The 22,223-nt window shown below is 39.1% G+C and carries 21 protein-coding genes; 13 read left to right on the top strand and 8 right to left on the bottom strand.

Annotation, left to right across the window (positions count from 1 at the left end):
* Positions 1-2: 2 nt before the first annotated feature.
* Entirely contained in the window at positions 3-488 is a 486-nt protein-coding gene (locus EHQ16_RS08335; protein ID WP_135631465.1) for a tetratricopeptide repeat protein, read from the top strand.
* Between the two features lie 4 nt (positions 489-492).
* Here EHQ16_RS08335 and EHQ16_RS08330 read toward each other — a convergent pair whose 3' ends face one another.
* The gene (locus tag EHQ16_RS08330) at positions 493-984 is read right to left on the bottom strand and encodes a hypothetical protein (RefSeq protein ID WP_135631464.1); all 492 of its coding nucleotides are present in this window, start codon (positions 982-984) and stop codon (positions 493-495) included.
* Positions 985-990: 6 nt separating this feature from the next.
* On the bottom strand, positions 991-1,395 hold the full coding sequence (locus EHQ16_RS08325) for a hypothetical protein (protein ID WP_135631462.1): 405 nt from the start codon (positions 1,393-1,395) through the stop codon (positions 991-993).
* Between the two features lie 83 nt (positions 1,396-1,478).
* Between EHQ16_RS08325 and EHQ16_RS08320 the strand changes: the two genes are divergently transcribed.
* Positions 1,479-2,165, top strand: coding sequence for a hypothetical protein (locus EHQ16_RS08320; protein ID WP_135574738.1), 687 nt, complete (start codon positions 1,479-1,481; stop codon positions 2,163-2,165).
* On the opposite strand, the gene EHQ16_RS08315 is transcribed toward EHQ16_RS08320, so the two are convergent.
* Together EHQ16_RS08315 and EHQ16_RS08310 are read right to left on the bottom strand one after the other, a co-directional pair.
* Positions 2,166-3,068 (bottom strand): NAD(P)/FAD-dependent oxidoreductase, encoded by a 903-nt coding sequence (locus EHQ16_RS08315; protein WP_135631460.1) that lies wholly within the window; start codon positions 3,066-3,068, stop codon positions 2,166-2,168.
* Positions 3,069-3,106: 38 nt separating this feature from the next.
* Positions 3,107-5,644 (bottom strand): cyclic nucleotide-binding domain-containing protein, encoded by a 2,538-nt coding sequence (locus EHQ16_RS08310; protein WP_135631458.1) that lies wholly within the window; start codon positions 5,642-5,644, stop codon positions 3,107-3,109.
* 87 nt (positions 5,645-5,731) lie between these two features.
* Here EHQ16_RS08310 and aroA point away from each other — a divergent pair, with 87 nt between their 5' ends.
* The gene (aroA, locus tag EHQ16_RS08305; RefSeq protein WP_135631456.1) at positions 5,732-7,018 is read left to right on the top strand and encodes a 3-phosphoshikimate 1-carboxyvinyltransferase; all 1,287 of its coding nucleotides are present in this window, start codon (positions 5,732-5,734) and stop codon (positions 7,016-7,018) included.
* A 92-nt stretch (positions 7,019-7,110) separates the two neighbouring features.
* On the opposite strand, the gene EHQ16_RS08300 is transcribed toward aroA, so the two are convergent.
* Positions 7,111-7,740, bottom strand: a complete 630-nt coding sequence (locus EHQ16_RS08300; protein WP_135631454.1) for a DUF6272 family protein — start codon at positions 7,738-7,740, stop codon at positions 7,111-7,113.
* A gap of 204 nt (positions 7,741-7,944) precedes the next feature.
* On the opposite strand from EHQ16_RS08300, the gene EHQ16_RS08295 reads away from it, so the two are divergent.
* From EHQ16_RS08295 to EHQ16_RS08285, 3 genes are all read left to right on the top strand, one after another.
* Positions 7,945-9,132, top strand: coding sequence for a helix-turn-helix domain-containing protein (locus EHQ16_RS08295; RefSeq protein WP_244242001.1), 1,188 nt, complete (start codon positions 7,945-7,947; stop codon positions 9,130-9,132).
* 124 nt (positions 9,133-9,256) lie between these two features.
* Positions 9,257-9,682 (top strand): hypothetical protein, encoded by a 426-nt coding sequence (locus EHQ16_RS08290; protein ID WP_135631452.1) that lies wholly within the window; start codon positions 9,257-9,259, stop codon positions 9,680-9,682.
* Positions 9,683-9,791: 109 nt separating this feature from the next.
* A complete protein-coding gene (locus EHQ16_RS08285) occupies positions 9,792-11,390 on the top strand; it encodes a hypothetical protein (RefSeq protein WP_135631451.1) in 1,599 nt (532 codons plus the stop codon).
* On the opposite strand, the gene EHQ16_RS08280 is transcribed toward EHQ16_RS08285, so the two are convergent.
* The gene (locus EHQ16_RS08280; protein ID WP_135631449.1) at positions 11,371-12,903 is read right to left on the bottom strand and encodes a histidine kinase dimerization/phosphoacceptor domain -containing protein; all 1,533 of its coding nucleotides are present in this window, start codon (positions 12,901-12,903) and stop codon (positions 11,371-11,373) included. The two genes, EHQ16_RS08285 and EHQ16_RS08280, sit on opposite strands and share 20 nt — an antisense overlap.
* A gap of 144 nt (positions 12,904-13,047) precedes the next feature.
* On the opposite strand from EHQ16_RS08280, the gene cmk reads away from it, so the two are divergent.
* The 7 genes from cmk to fabG all read left to right on the top strand — a co-directional run bounded on the left by cmk (position 13,048) and on the right by fabG (position 19,025).
* A complete protein-coding gene (gene cmk / locus EHQ16_RS08275) occupies positions 13,048-13,800 on the top strand; it encodes a (d)CMP kinase (protein ID WP_135631447.1) in 753 nt (250 codons plus the stop codon).
* Positions 13,801-13,820: 20 nt separating this feature from the next.
* The gene (locus EHQ16_RS08270) at positions 13,821-15,521 is read left to right on the top strand and encodes a 30S ribosomal protein S1 (RefSeq protein WP_135631445.1); all 1,701 of its coding nucleotides are present in this window, start codon (positions 13,821-13,823) and stop codon (positions 15,519-15,521) included.
* 4 nt (positions 15,522-15,525) lie between these two features.
* Positions 15,526-16,272: a tetratricopeptide repeat protein gene (locus tag EHQ16_RS08265; protein WP_135631443.1), complete on the top strand. Its 747-nt coding sequence runs from the start codon at positions 15,526-15,528 to the stop codon at positions 16,270-16,272.
* Between the two features lie 3 nt (positions 16,273-16,275).
* Positions 16,276-16,890, top strand: a complete 615-nt coding sequence (hisG, locus tag EHQ16_RS08260) for an ATP phosphoribosyltransferase (RefSeq protein WP_135631441.1) — start codon at positions 16,276-16,278, stop codon at positions 16,888-16,890.
* Positions 16,891-16,957: 67 nt separating this feature from the next.
* The gene (rpmF, locus tag EHQ16_RS08255) at positions 16,958-17,158 is read left to right on the top strand and encodes a 50S ribosomal protein L32 (RefSeq protein ID WP_015679024.1); all 201 of its coding nucleotides are present in this window, start codon (positions 16,958-16,960) and stop codon (positions 17,156-17,158) included.
* A gap of 5 nt (positions 17,159-17,163) precedes the next feature.
* Positions 17,164-18,186, top strand: coding sequence for a phosphate acyltransferase PlsX (gene plsX, locus EHQ16_RS08250; protein WP_135631439.1), 1,023 nt, complete (start codon positions 17,164-17,166; stop codon positions 18,184-18,186).
* A 77-nt stretch (positions 18,187-18,263) separates the two neighbouring features.
* Entirely contained in the window at positions 18,264-19,025 is a 762-nt protein-coding gene (gene fabG, locus EHQ16_RS08245; RefSeq protein WP_004787563.1) for a 3-oxoacyl-ACP reductase FabG, read from the top strand.
* Between the two features lie 124 nt (positions 19,026-19,149).
* Here fabG and EHQ16_RS08240 read toward each other — a convergent pair whose 3' ends face one another.
* Both EHQ16_RS08240 and EHQ16_RS08235 read right to left on the bottom strand, forming a co-directional pair.
* Positions 19,150-20,271 carry a P-II family nitrogen regulator gene (locus EHQ16_RS08240; protein WP_135631437.1) on the bottom strand — a complete coding sequence of 374 codons (1,122 nt, stop codon included), beginning with the start codon at positions 20,269-20,271 and terminating at the stop codon, positions 19,150-19,152.
* Positions 20,268-22,178, bottom strand: a complete 1,911-nt coding sequence (locus EHQ16_RS08235) for a DUF1538 domain-containing protein (protein WP_135631435.1) — start codon at positions 22,176-22,178, stop codon at positions 20,268-20,270. Before EHQ16_RS08235 ends, EHQ16_RS08240 begins: the two co-directional genes overlap by 4 nt.
* Between the last annotated feature and the right edge of the window lie 45 nt (positions 22,179-22,223).

Here is a 22,223-nt window from a genome sequence, read left to right as displayed (position 1 = left end):
CATTGTCTTCTAGTTCTTTCCAACTTTCATTAGATTTAGCAAAAGACCATTTCAAAGTCGGTGATTTAGACCGAGCCGAATTCCACCTTCGTTCCAGTTTAGAATTGGAAGAATCCGAAGAGGCCTATTTTTATTTAGGTTTGGTTCAAAACGCTCTAGGCCAGTGGAGTGATGCTTTGGCTTCTTATTATAAAGCAGTGAGCCTCAATCACGAATACGGCAATCCTTGTAATGAAATTGGAGTTCTTTTGTTACGTATGGGGAACGATAAAGAGGCAGTGTATTGGCTGAAAAAATCCGTTCGTTGTGAACGTAACGACGCTCCTCATATTTCTTATTTTAATCTAGCAACTTTGTATAAGTTGTGGAATCGTCCAGAAAGATCCTTACAATACCTTCACAAAGCACTCACATTAAAAAAAGATTTTTCTGAGGCAAATGAACTTTGGCGGGAATTAAAATCCGACGAAGAAGCTCCATCCAATTAAGAAATTAAGAAAAATCGGTTGGGAGAGGGACAACCATCTCTCCCAAAAACTTGGGGACTTCCATTTTCACTCCCTTCCATTCCAAAAAAGTGGATTCACCTTCTTCTTCTAAAAACAAAGAAAGTTCACTCGCTGCATTCCAAGTGAATCTGTATTTGACTTTTTCTTCTTCCGAACGTTGGCCCAAAAGTCCACCATCACCGGTTTCATAAATTTCGAATTCACCAAAAGGGTAACTCCTTCCATCATCTGTGTGAAAAACCAATCCTTCTGGTGTTTTTTCTACATGAAGGACATGGCAAGGGCACCCATCAATTCTGATGTATCCATGTTCAGAGAGTTCTCCGAACTTGTTCTCAATATAAACACCCTTCTGGTTCCCGTGCAGATTGTTCCGGAAATATTGTAAAATTTCCTCTTTATCAATTTTGTTCCCACGAAAGATCCACTCATCATTCGGAGAAATATAGATTTCTGAGTCAAAGATTCTTGGCATAAATTTTTATTTGTACCTATAGGCATATCCCTTCCAACTAGGAAGGTTCGATTTTTGTAAATAGGAATTGGTGGAGCGACCTTTTTGGTCCATAGTTTCAACGGAAACGGAATCTATAGTTGTTTGGTTTTTTTCTGTCATCCAAACTCCATCGATTTTTCGACGGAACATATCTTTTTTGACCCGTGGCTCATATTCATCCCAAGTTAGGTCTTCTGTGTTGCGAACCACCACCTCTCCAACAATTTTAAACAGGCGTTTCGGTCGTTCTCTCACGATTTCAACATCTTCCCAGGCATTCACCTTATAACGCGAATCATTTGGCCTGTAATCAGGTTCTGGGATAAAATCCACCGTAGAACAGCTGATGACAAGTGAGAGTAGGGGAAATAGGGAAAAATTAAACCTCATTCTATTCCTTAGACAAAAATATGCTATACATTGGTAGAATTACCATAGGATAAGCAATACAAAGATTTAGGCACCAAGCTTTCATGGAAGAAACAGACATCGGGAAACGCAAACGGGAAAATGTACTTAAGATTGGTTACTCAACCTTGGATGAAATCGAGGAAAAAGTAAAGGCCTTTCGAGTCATGAACCAAAATGCCGTGAAAAAACGGTACCTCATCACCCGAGATCCCATTCTCGACCCCCAAGGGAAGGTTCTCCTGGCCAAAGCACAGGAAATCGATGTATCCGCAGCCAAACTCCTTAGGCGCCATTTTAAGGGCGTAGATATGTTTAAGGTTTTCCAACCGGATGAGGGGCTTGTCATCATCTCTGATATGTCCACGATGGAAGGGGTTTCCTTTTCCATGGACATCGTGACCCAGATCATGAACCTTGGTGGTGGTGCTTACGAAGGTTTTATCGACCGAGTGGATAGTTTTGAAGACTTCATCGGCCTACTCAAAAAAAACCTATTCCCTCGGATGATCATTGTGGGATACCTTCCTAAAGAAAAAATCCAAAACGAAATCATCAATTTTGTAAAAGTAAAACGATTGGACAACTACCTCAGAGCCTTGGAGCTCACCCATTCGGTATTTAAACCCACTGCCTATTTCCCAAAAATCAAACAGGTCAATATCTCCCAAGAAGACCCCAAATCCTGGGGCCGCTTTGTGGTAGAAATTGTGAGAGAATACACAAGACCTTATTTTGTAGAAGAAGTTTAGTTAAGACAAAATCATAGAACGGTTGAGCATGGCACCGGCGATATTCCCGGAGTGGACAGCATGTGCCACCGAACGAAACATCGAAGCCATATCACCAACTGCATAAACACCGGGCACATTGGTTTCATAAAAATTCGAAACATCTATGTGTCCGCTAGGAAGGAGTTTGCATCCAAGTAATTCTGGTAACTTTGAATGTTGTACCATCGGCAGTCTTGTGTAAAGAGCCTCTATGTGAATCTCCTTTCCTGATTGTAGTTGGATGGCAGAAATTTGGCCTTCGTTATGAATCAGGGTTTTAACCACTTCCGTAACAACAGATATCCCTTCTTTTTCTAATTGAACCTGTTCTTCTTTTGAAAATTGAATAGGGCCATTGGTATAAACTGTCAGTTCTTTTGCCCAATGTTTTAGAAATTTAGAATGTTCGAATACACCTGCTTCATTCATCCAAAGTCCTGTTTTGTTTCCGACAAATTCATATCCGTGGCAATAGGGGCAATGGATGACAGACTTTCCCCATGATTCAAGAAACCCAGGAATCTCAGGTAAAATATCTTTGAGGCCAGTGGCAAAAATAATTTTATCTGTTTGGATTTCCGTAAATCCATTCCCTTGCACTAAAAATCCCGTTCCTTCTTTTTGGACGGAAGTCACTTCACCTAACTGTAGTTTGAAGTTTGGATATTCTTTTAAATTCAATAGAGCCTTAGAACGAATTTCACTGGGAGATTCTCCATCATGTGTGATGAAGTTATGGGACGCGGGTGTGTTTTTGTTACAGGGCCTTTCGGAGTCGATGACCACAATGTTTCGTAAAGACCGAACAAGGGAAAGAGCGGCAGAAAGTCCCGAATAACTTCCACCAATGATAGTTATATCTACTTTTTGAAAGGATTCCATAGATGCAATTATGTTGCATCTATGGAAGTTGGCAAGGATTAAACTTCGTAAAAAGTTAAATTCTCATAAAGTTCTTTGGGTAGGTTTCCACTGGCATCCATATACTTTTTGTATTTGTTTTCGAATTCCTTGTGTTGGCGTGTTCGAATGTTTTTGAATCGGTTGTGTAATTCTGAATAAGCAGGTTGGGAACTTACCTTTTCCCTGATATTTTTGTGGAAAGGGATATGGCGGTAGAAGATAGACCTGACCACTCGGTTGACCCGCTGCACTCCTTCTGCTTCATAACGAATCCACATGGAATAATCGTAAGCAAATTTGTCCCGGTCAGTACGGAATCGTTTGAATTCCGAAGAGATTTTTTCTTTGAGTTCTGGGGAAAGATCCTTACTTTTTTTGTAGAACTGCACATAATCTGTGTAATCTGCCGTGATGGAGGGAATCCCTACGTTGTTCCAATCTGGGCCGAGAATGTTTTTACAAAGTTCCCAACGGAATGCCGCGATGGCTTCTAACATAAATGTTTTTAAGTCTCCGGTGACAAAGTGAGGAATACAAATACGGCCTCTTGACTCTTTAGAACCCGCACCACGGAAAATAGATAGATCCTGCCACATCATAATTTTAGGTCCAATGGATGGAACTAAGATAAAATCTGGAATGATGGATCTTTGAATGAATTCATTTTTGATACCAATATCTTCGTTTCGATAAATGACTTCTCTATTGAAAGCGGTGTAGTCTACACCTAAAATATATTGGAGGGCCTTTTCCACATCTTCTTTAGAAACAAAACATTTATCCAAAGGAATTGTGATATGGTATCTAGTCAAAATAGGGAAGTGGCTGGCAATGTTACCTGACGTTAAACGAACGTTTGGTTCGTACATCGAAGTAATTTCTGAACCAAGCCTTGCTTCTCCAGTATCATAATCAGGAGGAATGTCTTTTTCTGATTTGATTCCGGAATCTTTTAGATCCATTTTTAGTTTTTCAAAAAATGTTTGTCCGAGTTCATCCACAGAAGTCGGGGCTTCCCGCGAATAGATTCTTTCTAACCAATCGGTACCGTAATGGATAGGAGCACTTGGATTTCCGCCACCTTGGTGCAGGCGGCCTACAAGTTCTACGATATGGCCTTCATCCAAAAGGGTTTCGTCGAAGTACCCGTAACGTAACATAAGTTCAACGGCTTTTGGTGCTTGTTTGCCCGCTTGTAACCATTTTGAGAAAGATTTTTTATAAACATCCCAATAGGTTTTTGCAATGGTCCTTCTGATCTTTCGATTGTCTGGTTCTGGATCCAATGGGTTTTTGAAGGACTTGAGCTTTACCATGAGAGTGGAGAACTCTTTTACTGAATCCGGATCTACTTGGGAATAGTTTAGGATTTGGCTGGCGGAATTTAGAAGTTCTACTTTGAGAGCTTTGGTATCAATCCCTGCATGGATGGTTCCATTCCCTTGCGCAGAAAGTTCCTCTTTGTTTTTTTGTGCCGATAGTTCGTGGCTGTATTTACCAGTTAATTCAGCTTGTTTAGTTTCTAATTTGTCTAAACTATTTCCTACAGAAGCAAAAGGTGAACCAAAAATTTGTTTATACTCTTCGAGTAAGGATTTGGATTTTTTAAGTGCCCATTCTGTCACAGGCAATAAAACAGTGGAAGGTATTGTCGAATATCCTGTGTTGAATAAATCCAAAGTTAAATTGAATTTTTCAATGAGAGAATTTTCCCCAGCAAACATTGTATTCAACATTTCTGAAAGTTCAAAGGTTTCTTTATTTAGAATTTCGAATAACTCGCGATAGGTTTTTACATAACTTTCTGCTGCACTTTGTAAAAGAGTTGGATCAGCTTCAAACAAAGCTTGTGAAATTTTTGGATTCACTGAAAGGATTTTGCGAATGAAATGAAACTCGGCATCGTTCCACTCGACTGCTTCGCTATAGTTTCTTTCAAAAAATTCTCCATGGTCTTCTTCTAAAAAAGTAACACTAGGTTTATCAGGTAAAATTCCACCATGTTCTTGGAACCCAGCAAGATTGTTTCGGATGAGTTTCATCACAGGATCAATGATGTTTTCATCACGAGTGATGAGAGCTCCTGGACTTACATCGGAAAAGATGGAGGGGTTTAAAATATAATACACGGCACCCAAGTTGTCCATCGTTTGTTCGAACTTGGCAGAAAGACCTTTGATCGAAATGACTCGTTTGTAGAGTTCTCCGATTTCTTTGAGTAAAGTTCTTACTGCCATCACACCCACAGAAACTTTGGAAGTGAGAGTTTTTTTTGCATTGGGTTGGTTCATCACATAGGTAGAGATGACACAAGATGTTTTGGCTCGGATGGTATAAGGATAGGGTGTTCCTTCTAATAGTGCAAAGATACCAGGAGTGAGGTTTGCCCCTTCTAAACTATAGAGAACAATGCTTGTATCACCCAAAGTGGTTTCCACTCGAACCGAACCTTCGTGTAAGATGTTCATGGAAGTCGAGGCTTTGCCTCCGATGAAAAGGACTTCACCTGGATTGACTGGGATCTTTTGGTTATTTTTACTGGTATCTAGAGGCATTTGGTTGTTCGTTTTGCGAAACTTTGGTTTCCGTCAAAACCTAATAAAGAAGCACCAAATTGCAAAATACTTTTTAGAAAAAACAACATGTTGAAGCCCCAAACCAAATTAAGTGCCAAAAAAGAAATTTATGTCCCTGGAGATAAGTCCATCTCACATCGGTCGGTTCTCTTTAGTGCACTCTCCGAAGGAAAATCCGAAATTCATGGTTTTTTAGAAGGGGAAGATCCTCTTCACACCTTAAAATGTTTTGTTAGTTTAGGGCTTTCAGTCGAATCCATCGGCAAAGGGAGTTATTCTGTACAAAGCCCTGGGAAAAAGAACTTAAAATCCCCCTCTGGGGTTCTAGATTTTGGAAATGCGGGCACAGGGATTCGGCTTTCCGCAGGACTTCTGGCAGGGCTTCCAGGAGTCTCAGCCACTTTGACTGGTGATGCCTCTCTTTGCAAACGACCCATGGCAAGGATCATGAACCCCCTTCGGGAAATGGGAGCCGAAATTGTTTCTGTGGAAGGGAATGATCGGGCACCTTTACTTGTGACGGGAAAACAACTTAAAAATTATTCTTATACAAGTCCGATTGCTTCGGCACAAATCAAAAGTGCACTCGTACTTGCTGCCCTTGCTTCGGAGATTTCGATTGAGTATAAAGAATCCGAAGTTTCCCGCGACCATACGGAAAATATGATTCGGTTTTTGGGTGGGAATATCGAACATCACTCACCTTTCCACTTCACAGTCAAACCACCTTATCATTTTGAGGGTGCTAAGTTTGTGATTCCCGGTGATATATCGAGTGCTGCTTTTTATATAGTTTTTGGTCTTTGTGCGGGAGGGACAGAACCTCTCCTCATTCGTAACATTGGTCTCAATCCATCTAGAGTGGGCATCATCACAGTACTCAGAAATATGGGTGGTCGGATTGAAGTGACCGCCAAACGGCAAGAATGCGGCGAAGAGATTGGAGATTTACTCGTTTATCCTTCTAAACTAAAACGTTCAGTGATTACAGAAGATTTGATTCCTTCTATTATTGATGAGATCCCGATCCTTACCATTGCTGGATTATTTTCCGAAGGTGGATTCCAAATCTCTCATGCCGAAGAACTCAGAGCCAAAGAATCAGATCGCATTTTGTCTATGGTATCCAATTTGGAAAGACTTGGTGTCACTGTGAACGAATCCAAAGATGGATACGAATTCGGTGAAGTAAAAGAAATCAAATCCACTGCGATTGAAACTTTTATGGACCACCGGATTGCAATGAGTTTTGCCATCCTTTCTAAGTTATCTGGCGTAGAACTGACATTTGATGACACAAGTTGGGTGGATACAAGTTTCCCTGGATTTTTTGAGATCTTAAAGTCATTTTAAAATTTTGTTTAAGGTTTCAAACAATGCCTTAAACAAAATTTTTTATGGACCCCAAACCCCAACCTAAAATTTTTTAACCCAGGATTTTGTATTTAAGTGATTGTTGGGATATGGACTCGTATGGTCACTTCAAAACTGAATTCATCAACCTTTGTAAACTCATAAGCCAATTTCAATTGATAATCTTTGAGTAACATCAGAAGGCCGATGCCCATATTTCCTGTTCCATGGTTTCTTGACTCTAACGCATCAAAATACAACTGGTCTATGTCCCCAGATTGAATTGTATTGATTTTATTTTCAAAAACTGCCTTTGTCCATGGAGTCACTCTGTTTTTGACTTCAATCCTTAAATTGTGACCTAAGTCTTTTATCTCGAGAAAAATTTTGTTATTTTCTTTATCGGAATACTTCGCTGCATTTTCTACGAGTTCATTGATGATAGTGGAAATGGCATTGTTATCTAATTTTTTAGATTCATAAGAATGAAAATAAAATTGAGAAATAAAATTGGATAAAACATCACATCGTTTCCAATAAAAAGTCATATCAATCGCCGAAAGAGAAATCGATAGATGGCTATGATACAAAACGGTTTTTTCGAGAAGGGATATTTCTTCGTTAGGAATCGTTAGGTGATGATTCTTGTTTTGTGAAAATAAAGGATCGTTGGTTTTTTCTGCGATTTTGAAACCATGATTCGAAAAACTGACAAAGGACATTGGGCACCTCTTTATGATTTAAGGATACCTGAAAAATGAAAATTGGTCGTCTGAGTGGATCGGTTCTTACCTATAAAATAATCCGTTTCGATCGAACCGGACAAATTGTGTCCTAAAAATTTGCTAATTATGTTAAATCATTTGGAAATAAATATTCCATTTTTATCGAAAATGAATGGTAACATATTTTGAATAAAAACCACTATGAGTCTAAAGACTAATCCACTCTGTGGAATCTCTAATCCAGCTGGTATAACGATGTTTTCTTTTTTTGAAACTCACCATGAATCCTTAAACTTCTTCCTTTTGTTTTCCTCCTTACTTGCTTTCCTTTATGCAATCGGGGAATTTTTCAGTTATCATAAAAATAGAAAACAAGTATTACTCGGCATTATCTTCCTTGGGGCCAGTTATCATTTATTTAATTTTTATCTAATTTCTTCCGGAAAAATCAAGGGCTTCTATCTTTTATACCTAACAGATTTACCGATTGTCGCCTGCCTTGGGGTATTGTTAGATGAATACTTTCTTACCGTTTTAGAAGGAAAATTTCGTTCTTTTCGTAGGTTATCTTACCGTATCGTTCCATTGGTTTCCTTATTTGTTTTGATTTTGATTTGGAATTTTTGGAACAGAACAAATTATTTGGAAATAGAAAACAAAGGATTGAATCCTTTTTTGGATCGGCCTTTGGTTTTGGTTTTGCCTACAATTCTAATTTATATCTGGTGTATGCTCCGTATTTTTAGAAGGATATCCAAACAAATTCGTTGGAGTACCTTCCGTAAAAATTATACTTTAAAGATTGGGATTATGATTGTTGGGTTTTGTCTGGCTTTGTCCTTAAATGGACTCAAAACTTTAGTCACTGGAGGCCAAACGGCACACCAATTGTCAGGAATTGCCATTGGAATATTTTTATGTTTTTTATATGTACTAAGACAGAGTTATCCCGATTTCTTTTTGGAAGTCCGAAAAATTGTAGAAGATGAGAAAAAAGCTAAGATATCACAAATTTCCAAACTAGATCACAAGGAAGTTCGGAGCAAACTTGCGAGTTTATTTGAAAAAGAGAAAATATACCGAGAAGAAAAATTAAGCCTTCGTGAATTAGCGGAAAGGATGGATCTTAGTTCACACCAACTCTCCGAATTTTTAAATACAGAAATCAAACAAAGTTTTTATCAATACACAAATCTTTACCGAGTGAACGAAGCGAAGGAAAAAATCGAAAAAGAACCGGAAAGGTCTCTCCTTGCCATTGCCTATGATGTGGGTTTTGGTTCCAAATCTACATTCAATGAAGCTTTCAAAAAGGAAACAGGAACCACTCCGAGAGAATATAGAGAAAAAAACCTGAAAAAACATCCAGTTCGATCCATTCGGTCGTAGTTTTCAATCCAATTCGATCGATCCAGACGATTCGGATTCTTTTTCGTAGTAGGATGGATTCAAGTTTGAGAGGGGAGTTCATAAAGATCCCACCAAAAACAAATTTGATTCAAAGGATAATCCCATGAAAAAGAAAATCAGTTTAGTTCTTGCGATCGTATTTGCTAGCCAAGCCGCATTTGCAACACCAACAAACCAAATGAGTGTAAAGGAAGCTGCAAGAGTTTTAGTAAACAATGGAATGACAAACAAAGAAGCACATGAGTATTTAAAAGCTCATATCACTCCTCAAGAATTCGTAAGAATTAGCAGAGAAATCAAAAATGCAGAATTTGCAGGAACTCTTGATCAAGATTTGGAAAGTATTGTTTCTTCCATTCAATTAAAAAAATCTACAGGAAACTACTTACACGGAACAAACTTCAAAGTTTTTGAAAACATTTTAGCTTCTGTGACTGTTGTGGCCGTTGTAGGATTACTCATTCACACAGGTGGATTTGGAAACGTAGTGACTGGCGGAATGTATGATTCCGTAGGACTTGGATTCTAATCCTTTCTGTTCTCACAAATAAAAAAACTTAAGAATCTTGTTTCTATCCATAATAATGGTCACTAGAAACAAGATTTCTTTTTTAAACAAAATTCAATCGAGTATAAAAATGAAAAGTATAGAGTTTCAGAGCACTGATAGAAAAAAAAGAATCTACATTCTGTTTTCTGCTTTTACATTCCTCTTCGGTATAAACTTAAACGCTGAAGTAAAAAAAGAAAACCAAGTTTTGGATTGGGATGTTGAACGTAGACAATTCATACATAAAAATGTAAATTTAGAAGAATTAGGTCTCAAATCACAAACACATTATATATTGGAAAACTTTGCCATCCATTCCCAGTTGGATCATACACCCATTCCTTTAGAACAAGTGGAAGGGAATTTAAAATTATTAACATTAGGATTCCATCTTCGTAAAATAGAATCCAAGTTCCAAACTATATCTACTTTATCTGGATCAAAAGAAAAAGTAACAACTTTTCCTTCCAAGGTGATTGTGCGAGTTGATGCACCATACGCGTATTCGCCGACAGATTATTTTGATTCGAAAGTTAGTTTAAAAAACACTGCACTGACCATCCCTCCGGCAGAATCCAATGGGAATTGGAATAGTGAATTGTGGTTTGCTCCTAAATGGGATTTCCCAGTCCTCAGCACATTTGCCTTTGAAAGGATCATTGATACGGCAACTTGTCCTGATTCGATTTATCATGAATACACTCATTTGATCACAGGAAAATATCTGGGGAACAATGCCATCGGTCGTTCGCTCGCTGAAGGGATTTCTGATTATTATGCTGCTTCATTACTCAATTATCCAGAACTTTACACACATAAAACCTGCGAGGCTGTCAAACGCCAACTTCTAGTTTCATCCTTTCGTTTGGACAAACAGATTGGTTTTTATGATGCGGCCATTGAATCCGATTTTAAAAAAGATTTTACCTTCATTCCTTCTTTACTTTGGCAGTATCGAGAACTTGTGGGTGCTGAGTTAGCAGATGTTACTATTTTTCAAGCAATTTCAAAAACAAATGCAGGGGATAGGTTTTTTCCAGAGTTTATCAATACACTTTCGGCCTCTCTTTTTACGGAATTAAAAAAACGAAGTGGAGAAGAAAAAGCAAGGGAACTAACCTTACAACTTGAAAACAAAGTTTGGATTCCTCATGGGGTTTATTCGAAGGTAAGTAAAAACCAATCCGTATTTTCCGTATTCCCAAAAACCTCGATTCGTTTTCCCAATTCAGATGAGAAATCAAATGAATTTTGTAGTACTAAGAATGAATTGGAATTCTATTGGAAGGAAGTAATTGTAGAAGAACCTACACTCAGGTTTTATTGGAATTGTAATCAGGTCAAACTTCCGCTTGTGATTCAAATGGAACAAACAAGTCCTATGAATTATTTATTTTCATCTAATTTACATTTTTTGAATGGAAAATTGAAATTTGCAAGTATCAGCGCAGACAAACCAAACCCAAAACTATCCAAAGAAAATCAGGTTTTGTATCTTCAAATGTATAATTACATCAAAGATAATTATTTTTATCGGAATACTATGGAGAAGGAAGTTCGGTTGTATTTAGATGGTGGCAATGATATTAATCTTGTAAAAAACATTCGGATGGAATTTGCATATCTCGGAAGTTCTAAAAAAAGATTTAGATATACTTTCCCAGCGATTAAAGATGGGGTTTACTGATTGGAAATTTGATTTGGTATTCGGCTCCTTTGTTTCCTTGGAAGCTAAGAGTTCCTTGGATTTGTTGGAGGAGCATCGTCACTAAAGTCAGTCCAAAACCCAGATTCTCTGGGTTTGACATTTTTGGGTCAAACCCTTTTCCGTTATCACTAATGAGAATTTGGAAGTTTTGGCCTTCGCGCCATGTTTTGATCGTAATGATTAAATCTTTGTTTGGTTCTCTGGCATATTTTAAACTGTTTGTTAAAAGTTCATTGGTAATGATTCCAATTGCCTGGAGTTGTTCTGCAGATAATTGTTGTTTGGTGATTTCAGTATTTAGTTTTACCGGATAAGGGAACAAAGAGATTACTTGTTCGGATAAAGGGATTAAATATTCATCAAGAGCAGATTCAGAAAAACCTTTTCCCGAATATAATTTATCATAGAGAAGGGACATGGTTTTGATCCGGCTAGTGGCATCTTTAAGAGAGTTTTGTACATCTACGTTTGTTTGTGATCCAGCTTGTAAATCTAGTAGATTGTAAAGGATCGTCATATTGTTTTTGATTCGGTGGTGGACTTCTCTTAAAATTAATTCTTTTTCAGAAAGTAAGGATTTTACTTTTTCTTCTGCAGTTTTTCTTTCCGTAACATCATGGACGATGGAAAAAAGAAGGTGGCGGTTATTGGTTTCAATAGGAGTGGAATAAACTTCTACTTGTTTAGTGATTCCATTTGCTAATTTATGCGGAAAAGAGAAGTAACTTCTTTCTTCTGAGAGAGCACGCATCCTTTCTTCTTTTACTTGTTCACTGGGCAAAGTGTTGATCTCATCAATTTTCATCTTGGTCAGAACTTCATGAGGGTAACCGTAGTATGCAACAGCTGCTTGGTTGGCATTGATGATTTCTCCCGAGTTGGGTTCAATGATAAGCATCACAGAAGAATTCTTTTCAAAAAAATTACGAAACCTTCCTTCACTTTCCGTTAACCTTTCTGAAACAATTGATTTTTCGATGGCAATACTCACGAGATCGGCTGTTTCCGTAATGATAAAGATATCAAACTCACTAGGACTTAAAATTTCTTTATGATAAATGGCGAAGGTGCCAATGACTTCTTTTTTGTGGGAACGAATTGGTTCCGACCAACAAGAGAAAAGACCTACACTGAGTGCAATGTTTTTAAAATTTTTCCACAATGGGCTTTTGCTAATATCTTCAACAATGACTCGTTTGCCAGTGTAAGCTGCCGTACCACAAGAACCAACTTCGGGTCCAATGGTGACACCTTCAATGGCATCGTTATAAATTTTAGGAAGAGAAGGGGCAGCACCCATTTTGATTTTAGAATTTTCAACGAGAACAACAGTGCAGATCATCGTGGGATTTAGAGTTTCTATCCCGATAACAATTTCGTTCAGTACTTCGGTGAGCGGAGAGTTCCCTACGATGAGTTCTAGGATCCCACTTCGGAAACATTCGAAGTCGGCAATACGTTCAGGATCTAGATTGCGATTTCTTAGTTTCACTAGTACCCGCCTGAGTGCCGCTTAAGTTAGAGGTCGGAAATGGGCTTGTCAAGGTAAAATCGTTTACCGTAGGTTAGCCTTTGTTCTCTTTAAGAATTCCTCTGGACGAAATCAATTCCCATTCTAGTTTTAGAATTTGAACCTATGAGTCTCTTGAATATCGAAAATGTCATTGCCATTGATGGGCCAGCCGGCTCTGGAAAAAGTACACTCGCTCGTATGATTGCCCATAAAATCGGATATCTTTATCTAGATTCAGGTGCTTACTACCGGGCGCTAACTCTTGCTATATGGGAAAAGTTTTTAGAAACTAAAGAAGATGAATCTAGGTTTCCTTTTTTCACAGAAAAATTAGCCGACGCCACTCTACTGGAAAAAGACGAAGTAGAGTTCGGATTTTCAGTGGCAAAAATTCCCGTACACTGTGAACTTTCTTCCACGGGAGAAAATTTAATGTTCCTGGGTGAAAGAGACATAAGTTTTGAAATCCGCGATCCAGAGATCACCAAAAAAATTCGTTACATCGCACCTAGACGTGCTTTTCGCGAAATCCTGAACCACCACATCCGTGAATTTGCCAAAACCCATCAATTGGTGATGGATGGCCGGGATATTGGGACAGAAGTTTTTCCCAAATCCAAATTTAAATTTTTTCTGACTGCTTCTGTGGAAGTGCGGGCCAAACGCCGATACGATGAATTAGTAAGAAAAGGCTTCAAAGCAGACCTAAACCACATTAAGGACGAGATCGAAGCACGGGACGAAAGTGATACCACTCGTACTGTGGCCCCCTTGAAACAGGCTTCCGACGCAATCCTAATTGACACGAGCACCCTCGACACAGAAACTGTCCTAAATACTATCCTGTCCAAGGTTTCATCCTCTGGGCAAATCTAGGTTTTGTATCCCGGTAACCATTGAATTCAACCAACCCATCCTCCCCCAAAAATGAGACCACTTCCTTCGGCGAATTATTAGAGAAGTGGGAATCGCAGTCACAAGCACAAGAACAAGAAAACTCCGCAGGAAAAGGTACCCTCATTGAAGGGACTGTAGTCGATGTCATTGGTGACACTGTTTTCCTTGATATTGGAGAAAAATTGGAAGCTCGTGTCTCACGTGAAGACTTTTCTGAAACGCCAAAACGCGGTGAAAAAGTCAGTGCGATCATTAAGAAGCGGGTCGACGGATATTGTGTCCTCTCCAAAAAAGAAGCGGACCAAAGAGTTGGTTGGGAAACCATCAAAGACGCAAGCCAAAACGGATATCCACTTTCTGGTAAAATTGCCGGTGAAGTCAAAAACAAGGGATACCTTGTAGAAAGCGAAGGAATTCAGTTGTTCCTACCTGCGTCTCACGTAGGGGTTCGTTTCAAAGAATCCACAGAAGGTGGAAAAGAGTTTTCATTCAAAATCATTGAACTCAACGAAAAAACAAGAACCGGTGTGGTTTCTCGTAAAACTCTGCTCGACGAAATCAACGGCGAGAAGTGGGAAGAACTCCTCGGCAAAGTAAAAGTTGGGGACAAAGTGAACGGTAAGGTTGTGAAAATTGCCAATTTTGGTGTTTTCCTTTCTGTTTACGAAGTGGTCGGACTTCTCCGCCAAAACGATATTTCTTATAAAAAATTTGCGCCTTTCAAACAATACTTCAACATCGGTGCCGAAGTCGAAGTGGTTGTTTTGGAAGTTGATAAAGAGAACAATAAACTTTCTCTTGGAATCAAACAACTTTACGAAGATCCATGGATTTGGGCAAAGAAAGAACTCGAAAAAGGAATGGTGGTTCGCGGAATCGTAACCTCTCTTACCAACTTCGGTGCTTTCGTTGAACTCAAAGAAGGATTGGAAGGTCTGATTCATACAACAGAACTTTCTTGGGCAAAAAAACCACCACATCCAAAAGATGTTTTGAAAAAAGGCCAAGAAGTTGACTCTGAAATTTTAGACATTGATTTCGAAGCAAGACGATTGTCTCTCGGACTCAAACAACTTCTTCCTAACCCTTGGGAAGCTCTTTCTGCTAACGTTCGTGCCGGAAACGTACTCGAAGGTAAAATCACTGGAATCACTAAATACGGTGCTTTCGTTGAAGTAGAAAGTGGAATCGAAGGACTCATTCATATCTCTGACATCACTTGGGATGAAAAAGAAAAGAACCCATTAAACCTCCTTAAAAAAGGCCAATCGGTTCAATACAAAATCCTTGATGTGAACTTAGATGCACAACGTATCAGCTGTGGTCTGAAACAACTTTCTGAACATCCATACGAAGCTCTTCGCAAAAAATACCCACCAGGTACTCTTGTAGAAGGTCGTGTGAAGTCGATTGTTAGTTTCGGTGTTTTCGTAGAAGTAGAACCAGGTTACGAAGGCCTAGTTCATATCTCTGAAATCCCAGATGGTCGCAACATTAAGTTAGAAGATCTTTACAAAGTGGGCGATTCTGTTCGCACAGTTGTTGTTAAAATTGAACCTAACAATAAGAAAATTTCTCTCTCTATCAAAGACTTTGATAAAGCAGTAGAACGTGAAGAGATGGCAAAATACATGAAGGAAGACAACCAACCTTCACGTGAATCCATCGGTTCTTTTATGAATTTAAACCAAAACCGATAGGTCCATGGATAAGTTTCATAAAAAAAACCAAATCGAACAAAAGAAACAAGCAGAACTCATCCAAAAGGATGAGTTCGCTGATTTTGAAGGTTCCAAGGCCGAACTCGCTTTTTTAAAGTTCACACATTTTTTAGCACGCAATCGTAAGTCTGTTTTTATCGGTCTTGCATCCGCCATTGTTGTGTTAGCTGTTGTCATTGGGTTTTTCGAATATCGTGCTTACCTTTTTGAAAAAGAAACGGTAACACTTGAGGATTTGAAACTAAACCACCAAAAATCAAAGGTGGGTCTTGATGCACAGATTCAGAGTTTGGAAACTTTTTTACAAAACCAAAGTACCGGTAAAATGGAACTTAGGGTTTGGAAAGATCTTTCAAAACTGTATGCAGAAAAAGGGGAATTCGGAAAGGCTGCTGGATTCTTAGAAGACGCTGCTAAAAAAATTGATACTCCTAAAGAAATCAAAGCTCTTTATTTTTACGTTGCTGGTAATTACCGTGAACGTGAAAAAAACAACACAAAGTCTTTAGAAAATTATAAAATTGCTGCAACGGTGATTGAACCTGCGAGAGAACTCAATGGATTTAAGGCTTGGTCTTATTACCAAGCTGGTCGATTGTCTTACCTTAACGGAGACAAGGCGGGCGCCAAACAATATCTTGAAAAAGCAGTCAAACTCGACGTAGCAGAATCTGGGGAAGATGTAAAACTTCTCTCTAGTTATTTACTCCTCAAACTCGGGAAAAACTAACCTATGTTAACTTTGGCTCTTCCGAAAGGTAGGCTTGCCGAAGAAACTGCGGTTCTTTTGTTATCCAAAGGATGGTTGAAAACTCTGCCATCCGAGGGTTCGAAAGAACTCACCTTTGTCTCTGAAGACAAACGCCTTCGTCTTTTATTTGTCAGATCCCAAGATGTATGCACTTACGTGGAAGAAGCCGCTGCCGATGCAGGCATTGTGGGTTGGGATATTTTACGGGAAGGGGGATTTGACCTCATTTCCCCTGTAGATTTGAAACTAGGAGCTTGCAGGCTCTCTCTTGCTTCCTTTCCCGACTTTGACCTCTTTGCCAAACGTTCCAAAGTGCGAGTGGCGACCAAATACCCAAACCTTACCCGAGAGTATTTTTTCTCTAAAGGGATCTCCTGCGAAATTATTAAACTTTATGGTTCGATTGAACTGGCTCCCATTGTGGGCCTTTCGGACTGCATTGTGGACTTAGTTTCGACCGGTGGCACCCTAAAAGCCAATGGTTTGAAGGAATTTGAGTCCATTTTATACAGTACAGCCCGTTTGGTATGCAATCGCTCTGCTTTTTATCACAAACATAGCGAATTACGGTCTCTTATCGAGAGCCTAGAAAATTAAAATATTGTTTTCACATTCGTTTTCCAAAACATAGTAAAAACCAGTTATAATTCCATAGAGGATAGCCATGGCAGTCCCAAAGAGACGTAAATCAAAATCGAAAGTTAGAACGAAAAGAGCCCATCATGCGATCGGCAAACCTAACTTAAACCCGTGTTCCAATTGTGGATCATTTGTTCTATCCCACCGTGTTTGCCCTTATTGCGGTTTTTATAAGGGAAAACTCGTAGTCGCTCAAAAAGTTAAAAAAACGACCGAAGATAACTAACCATTATGTGGGTCGCCGTGGACGCGATGAGCGGAGATTACGGCCCTGAAGGTATCGTCGAGGGCGTGGTGCTAGCAGTACGAGAATTCGGACTGTCTGTGTATCTCGTCGGCGACGAACAAGAGTTACTCGATATCCTGTTGAAATTTGATTATGACACTGAAAAAATCCGTGTCATTCATTCTACCGAAATCATCGGTATGAATGATTCTCCTTCGATAGCAGTCCGCGCTATGGAGGATTCTTCCGTAGTCAAAGCAGTTCGTTTAGTAGCAGATAAAGAATGTATCGGTGTGTTTTCTCCGGGAAACACAGGTGCTACTATGGCCGCCGCATTGTTACATCTCGGCCGCCTACCTGGCGTTTTGCGCCCACCCATCGCGGCTCATATTCCAAGAGAAGAAGGGCCACCTGTACTTCTGTTAGATGCCGGTGCGAACGTAGATTGTAAACCCGAATACTTAGCACAATTTGCGGTGATGGGTGAAATCTATTCCCGAGAACTTTTTGGAATCCAAAATCCAAAGGTAGGAATTCTTTCCAATGGGGAAGAAGACAAAAAAGGAAATACGGTTTCAGTAAAAACCTTTGATCTCTTAAAAAAAATCCCATTTAACTTTGTAGGAAATGTGGAAGGTCGTGATCTTTATGGTGGTGGTCGCGAAGTGGACGTGGTTGTATGTGATGGTTTTATTGGGAACATTGTTCTCAAAGCAACAGAAGGCCTTGCAAAATCTATCTTTAATGTTTTAAGAAATTCTATCAGACAATCCAGTCTTGCACAAACAGGTGCCTTACTTTTAAAATCAACATTTAACGCTGTGAAAAAACGTTTAGACTATGCGGAATATGGTGGTGCTCTTCTACTCGGTGTAGAAGGGATTTGTATGATTGGTCATGGTTCATCCAATGCATTGGCAGTTAAAAATGCAGTGCGTGTCATTGCTGAGTGCGCCAAACATGGAATCAACGAGAGGATTCGCACAAGGCTCGGTGAATACAAAACAATACTTGGTGATTCGGCTTAGAAACCAGTAGGATTCATTTTAATTGATTTAGTTTAGAAAATGTTTTTAGGAATTAGAAAAAAAGAGGAAAAAACCAAATGATTAGTTTATCAGGAAAAACAGCCATCGTAACAGGTGGAGCAAGAGGAATTGGAAAAGCAACTTGTTTGAAACTAGCTTCTCTTGGAGCCAATATCGTTGTAGCGGATATGAACCCAGAAGCAACGAATGCAACTGCTGAAGAATTAAAATCCAAAGGTTACAAAGCAATCGCAGTAGTAGCAAACGTTTCTGTAGAAGAAGATGCTCAAAAACTAATTGATTCAGCAAAAAAAGAATTTGGAACTGTAGACATCCTAGTGAATAACGCAGGGATCACTCGTGACACTCTCCTTATGAGAATGAAAAAAGAGCAGTGGGATTCTGTCATCGCAGTAAACCTTACAGGAACTTATCTCTGTACACAAGCTGCCATCAAAGTCATGATGAAACAAGAAAATGGTGGATCCATCATCAACCTTTCTTCTATCTCTGGTGAAAACGGAAACATTGGACAAACAAACTACTCTGCATCTAAAGCAGGTGTGATTGGTTTTACGAAAGCAGTAGCTCTTGAGATGGCTTCTAGAAAGGTTCGTTGTAACGCAATCGCTCCAGGATTTATCGCAACTGAAATGACAGAAGCAATTCCTGAAAACATCAGACACGGTATGGTGCAAGCAATTCCACTCAAACGTGCTGGTCTTCCAGAAGACATCGCAAACGGAATCGCATTCCTTGCATCTGATGCATCTTCTTTTATCACAGGACATATCCTTGATATCAATGGTGGTGGATTTTTACCAGGTGGCGGTCACTAAGATTTAGGGCTAAAGTAACCATCACGAGAATTTAAGTGATGGTTACTTTAGTGGTAGCGATAGAATTCAATTCGTTACATTGGATCCCCTCATTCCCGAGGTATTCGGATTTAGAGGGGATTTTTTATTTTTTCTGATTTCCTTTCGATTGGTAAGAAAATGCCCTTGGAATCTCCATTGTGTATGCAATCCCCTCTGTTTCTTCTGCAAAAAAACTTAAAGTTTCTAGTTCAGAAATCACTTCGTTTAACATTTTTTTAGGGATGAGCAAATTTGCAGAATCACGTGCTGGGTTAAAGAGACTATTTTCTTCATCAAATTTAATCAAACGATCTTGGGAAATGGTCGCACCTGAAATTCCTAACTTAGAAAGTTTCATCAGTATTTTTTCAACCGAGCCTTCTTTTGCATTGAGATGGATGTTTACACCTTCAAAATAATTCCTTTTTCGTGCACCTTTTCGGAAGTTCGTAAACTGCCTTCTCCAATCAATATTCCCATACAAATGGTCTAAAGCTGATATCACTTGTTCCATACTTGCGGCTTGTTTCGGTCCATCCAAACTGATCTTTGTGTTGATGAGTCCTCGTTTGATTGGATATTCAAAGATAAATCCTTTCCCAGGTAAATCGAGTTTCCCTGCTTCAATGATAAAGTCTAGTGCGTGTTCTGCGTCAGAAGAATGGACAATTAACTTAACAATTTCCTTCTCCTTGGGAATGGTGATTCTGAGTAACCCAAGTCGGTCTCGTAAGCCCCTTCCCACACCATAAGTAATGGTAGGAACAGCCACCCCATTTTCTAGGATGTAATGCGACATGGTGTCTGCGGCCCCTCTTTGGATGATACAAAAGATTCCGGTGAGCCCAGTAAATCCCATCGGTTTTGTTTTGATGGGATTTCGGTAGACTAGATTTTCAGCCATCGGACTAAATACGGAAATTTCTTCAGTATATATGGATCCATGGCCTGGAATGGTAAGGTCTGCCGATTCAATGATTTTGTTGAATAAAAAATCTTCTGTTTTTTTATCTGTAAGCACTTGAAAAATAACAACAGGTAAATTATACAACTGAGCACTGGAATATAGGTTCAAAAGAAAAATATGATTTCTTTTGAGGATGGGATACCTTCCGAGTTCATGAGAGAAGTAGGGTACACCTAAATCGGTAAAAACTTTTTGAACGTCTTCTGCAATGTCTTTGTGAACAACAACGGTAAGTCGAATGGCTTGGCAATGATTCATTTTTCTTCTGCCTCAATATTTGATAATGATTGTCTTCGTGATCTTTCCATCCACAATCCCATAATGAGCACTGTCAGTACCGGAAAGATTGCGGCAGAGGATAAAATTCCAAATCCATCCACAATGTTCAACTGATTCCCGATTCCAAGCCCAAGAACAATGATTAGGGGAACGGTAATGGGGCCTGTTGTTACCCCGGCACTATCCCAAGCAATGTCGATAAACTCTGGTTTACTGAGTAAGGTTAAAAATACTAAAAATATATAAGATGGTAAGAGGATGTACAAAAGAGGAATCCCCACAAATATTTTTAAAATTCCAAGTAAAGTACCAAGTCCAACTCCAATCCCCACCGCTTGGATGAGAACCATCTTTTTAACCGTACCAACAGTCACTTCCTCCACACTATTTGCAAGGGCACTTAGCGCTGGTTCGGCGAGTGTGGCGCTATAGCCCAATAAAAAAGCAAACAGAAGTGCAACAAAATATCCTAAGAGGTTGTCCTCTTTTCCAAAAAGTGGTCCATGGATTGGCACATAACTGTAGATTTCTGATTGGGAATCGTAGTTTTTATCTCGGAAAGGAATTTGAGAAAAAGACTTTTTATCTTTTAAATAAAAGAAATCTTCTGTTTTCCCTTGTTCGTCGGTGGCAGTGAAAACGATTTTTGGATTAAAGTTTCTAATTTCCCGTGTGGAATCGGTAAGTTCAATGGAACGAAAGGAAGAGGGGAGTTTGTTCCCTACTTGGCTTCCGAGTTTGCTGAGTCCAAAAAAGATTCCAAAATTGAAAATAGCGAGCCCTAAAAAGACAAATAAAATTCCCAGATACAATTCATCGGTGAATGGTAAACTTTCTCGTAAGATGATGTATAAAAAAAGAATCAAACATCCGGCTAAAGGAATGATGGCTTGGAGAGAGCCTGAAAAACTTTCCAAAATTCCTTCGATGATTTTTACTAATTTGTTGTGAATGGATAGTTGTGAATTTTGTTCTTTTTCGCTGATTCCGAATAGAGTTTCTGGATTTTTTTCACCAAACATCAGTTTGGATTGTTCTACAGTAATTCCGTTTCCAAAAAATTTTTCTTTGGACATGGGTTGGGGTAACTTTGGCGCAAAGTAAAGGCCGACAACAAATACACTTAATATAGGAAAAAGAGAGGCGAGTGTCACCACACCAAAACCTGTTGTTGTATCACTTGTGCGTGATGCTTTGGATACACCGAGACCCAAAGCAACAATCAGTGGAACTGTGAGAGAACCAGTGGCTACCACACCGGAATCCCAAGCAAGTCCTGAAATTAATCTTAAGTTGTCGTTGTTAAAGGAATATATCGTGATCAAAATGAGAACGATCAAACTTGGTACTAAAAACTTAGATAAAGAAATTCCATAAATAATACGAATGATCCCAAATACGATAGAAAAACCAACACCAATCGCGATGCTAAGGAAAAGCACATCCGCACCTTCGTTGAGTAGATGAAATAACAATGGGGCATCCCAGGGATTCACAGCCGATCCGCTTTGTTTGAGTACGGAGATGGCGGGTTCTGCGAGTGTGGCAACGATTCCCACAAACAAACAGAAAACCATAATTGTTAACAAGTTTGCTTTTTGCGGAAGTCTTAATCCAATTGTTTCACCAAGTGGCATGATGCCTAAATACAAACCTTCCATAAAAAAGGTTAACCCGAGGATGACGGCAAATATTCCTAAAGAAATGATTCCTGCTTCTTTAATGGGGATTCTGAGTACAATGAGTTGGAATAATATTAAATAGGATACAACCCAAACGACTGACTTTGTTTGTTCCCAAAGTTTTTTTCGAAAGTACGGGAGTATGAGTGCTAATGTTTCTTTGAATCCTATATGAATGGATTCTTCTTTTTCGTTCCTTGCCATTATGACAATCTGTCAGACAAAACATTTTTGCAAAGGGATTTTAAC

It is taken from the genome of Leptospira kanakyensis, assembly GCF_004769235.1.
Classification (GTDB): Bacteria; Spirochaetota; Leptospiria; order Leptospirales; family Leptospiraceae; genus Leptospira_A; species Leptospira_A kanakyensis.
This window is presented reverse-complemented; position numbering and strand designations above follow the sequence as displayed.

What these genes read in the sequence shown, in the direction of transcription:
- aroA (WP_135631456.1), top strand. Translation starts at nt 5,732, where the DNA reads ATGTTGAAGCCCCAAACCAAATTAAGTGCCAAAAAAGAAATTTATGTC.
- EHQ16_RS08295 (WP_244242001.1), top strand. Translation starts at nt 7,945, where the DNA reads ATGAGTCTAAAGACTAATCCACTCTGTGGAATCTCTAATCCAGCTGGT.
- fabG (WP_004787563.1), top strand. Translation starts at nt 18,264, where the DNA reads ATGATTAGTTTATCAGGAAAAACAGCCATCGTAACAGGTGGAGCAAGA.
- EHQ16_RS08265 (WP_135631443.1), top strand. Translation starts at nt 15,526, where the DNA reads ATGGATAAGTTTCATAAAAAAAACCAAATCGAACAAAAGAAACAAGCA.
- EHQ16_RS08235 (WP_135631435.1), bottom strand. Translation starts at nt 22,178, where the DNA reads ATGGCAAGGAACGAAAAAGAAGAATCCATTCATATAGGATTCAAAGAA.
- EHQ16_RS08285 (WP_135631451.1), top strand. Translation starts at nt 9,792, where the DNA reads ATGAAAAGTATAGAGTTTCAGAGCACTGATAGAAAAAAAAGAATCTAC.
- plsX (WP_135631439.1), top strand. Translation starts at nt 17,164, where the DNA reads ATGTGGGTCGCCGTGGACGCGATGAGCGGAGATTACGGCCCTGAAGGT.
- EHQ16_RS08240 (WP_135631437.1), bottom strand. Translation starts at nt 20,271, where the DNA reads ATGAATCATTGCCAAGCCATTCGACTTACCGTTGTTGTTCACAAAGAC.
- cmk (WP_135631447.1), top strand. Translation starts at nt 13,048, where the DNA reads ATGAGTCTCTTGAATATCGAAAATGTCATTGCCATTGATGGGCCAGCC.
- rpmF (WP_015679024.1), top strand. Translation starts at nt 16,958, where the DNA reads ATGGCAGTCCCAAAGAGACGTAAATCAAAATCGAAAGTTAGAACGAAA.
- hisG (WP_135631441.1), top strand. Translation starts at nt 16,276, where the DNA reads ATGTTAACTTTGGCTCTTCCGAAAGGTAGGCTTGCCGAAGAAACTGCG.
- EHQ16_RS08290 (WP_135631452.1), top strand. Translation starts at nt 9,257, where the DNA reads ATGAAAAAGAAAATCAGTTTAGTTCTTGCGATCGTATTTGCTAGCCAA.
- EHQ16_RS08320 (WP_135574738.1), top strand. Translation starts at nt 1,479, where the DNA reads ATGGAAGAAACAGACATCGGGAAACGCAAACGGGAAAATGTACTTAAG.
- EHQ16_RS08310 (WP_135631458.1), bottom strand. Translation starts at nt 5,644, where the DNA reads ATGCCTCTAGATACCAGTAAAAATAACCAAAAGATCCCAGTCAATCCA.
- EHQ16_RS08330 (WP_135631464.1), bottom strand. Translation starts at nt 984, where the DNA reads ATGCCAAGAATCTTTGACTCAGAAATCTATATTTCTCCGAATGATGAG.
- EHQ16_RS08315 (WP_135631460.1), bottom strand. Translation starts at nt 3,068, where the DNA reads ATGGAATCCTTTCAAAAAGTAGATATAACTATCATTGGTGGAAGTTAT.
- EHQ16_RS08300 (WP_135631454.1), bottom strand. Translation starts at nt 7,740, where the DNA reads ATGTCCTTTGTCAGTTTTTCGAATCATGGTTTCAAAATCGCAGAAAAA.
- EHQ16_RS08325 (WP_135631462.1), bottom strand. Translation starts at nt 1,395, where the DNA reads ATGAGGTTTAATTTTTCCCTATTTCCCCTACTCTCACTTGTCATCAGC.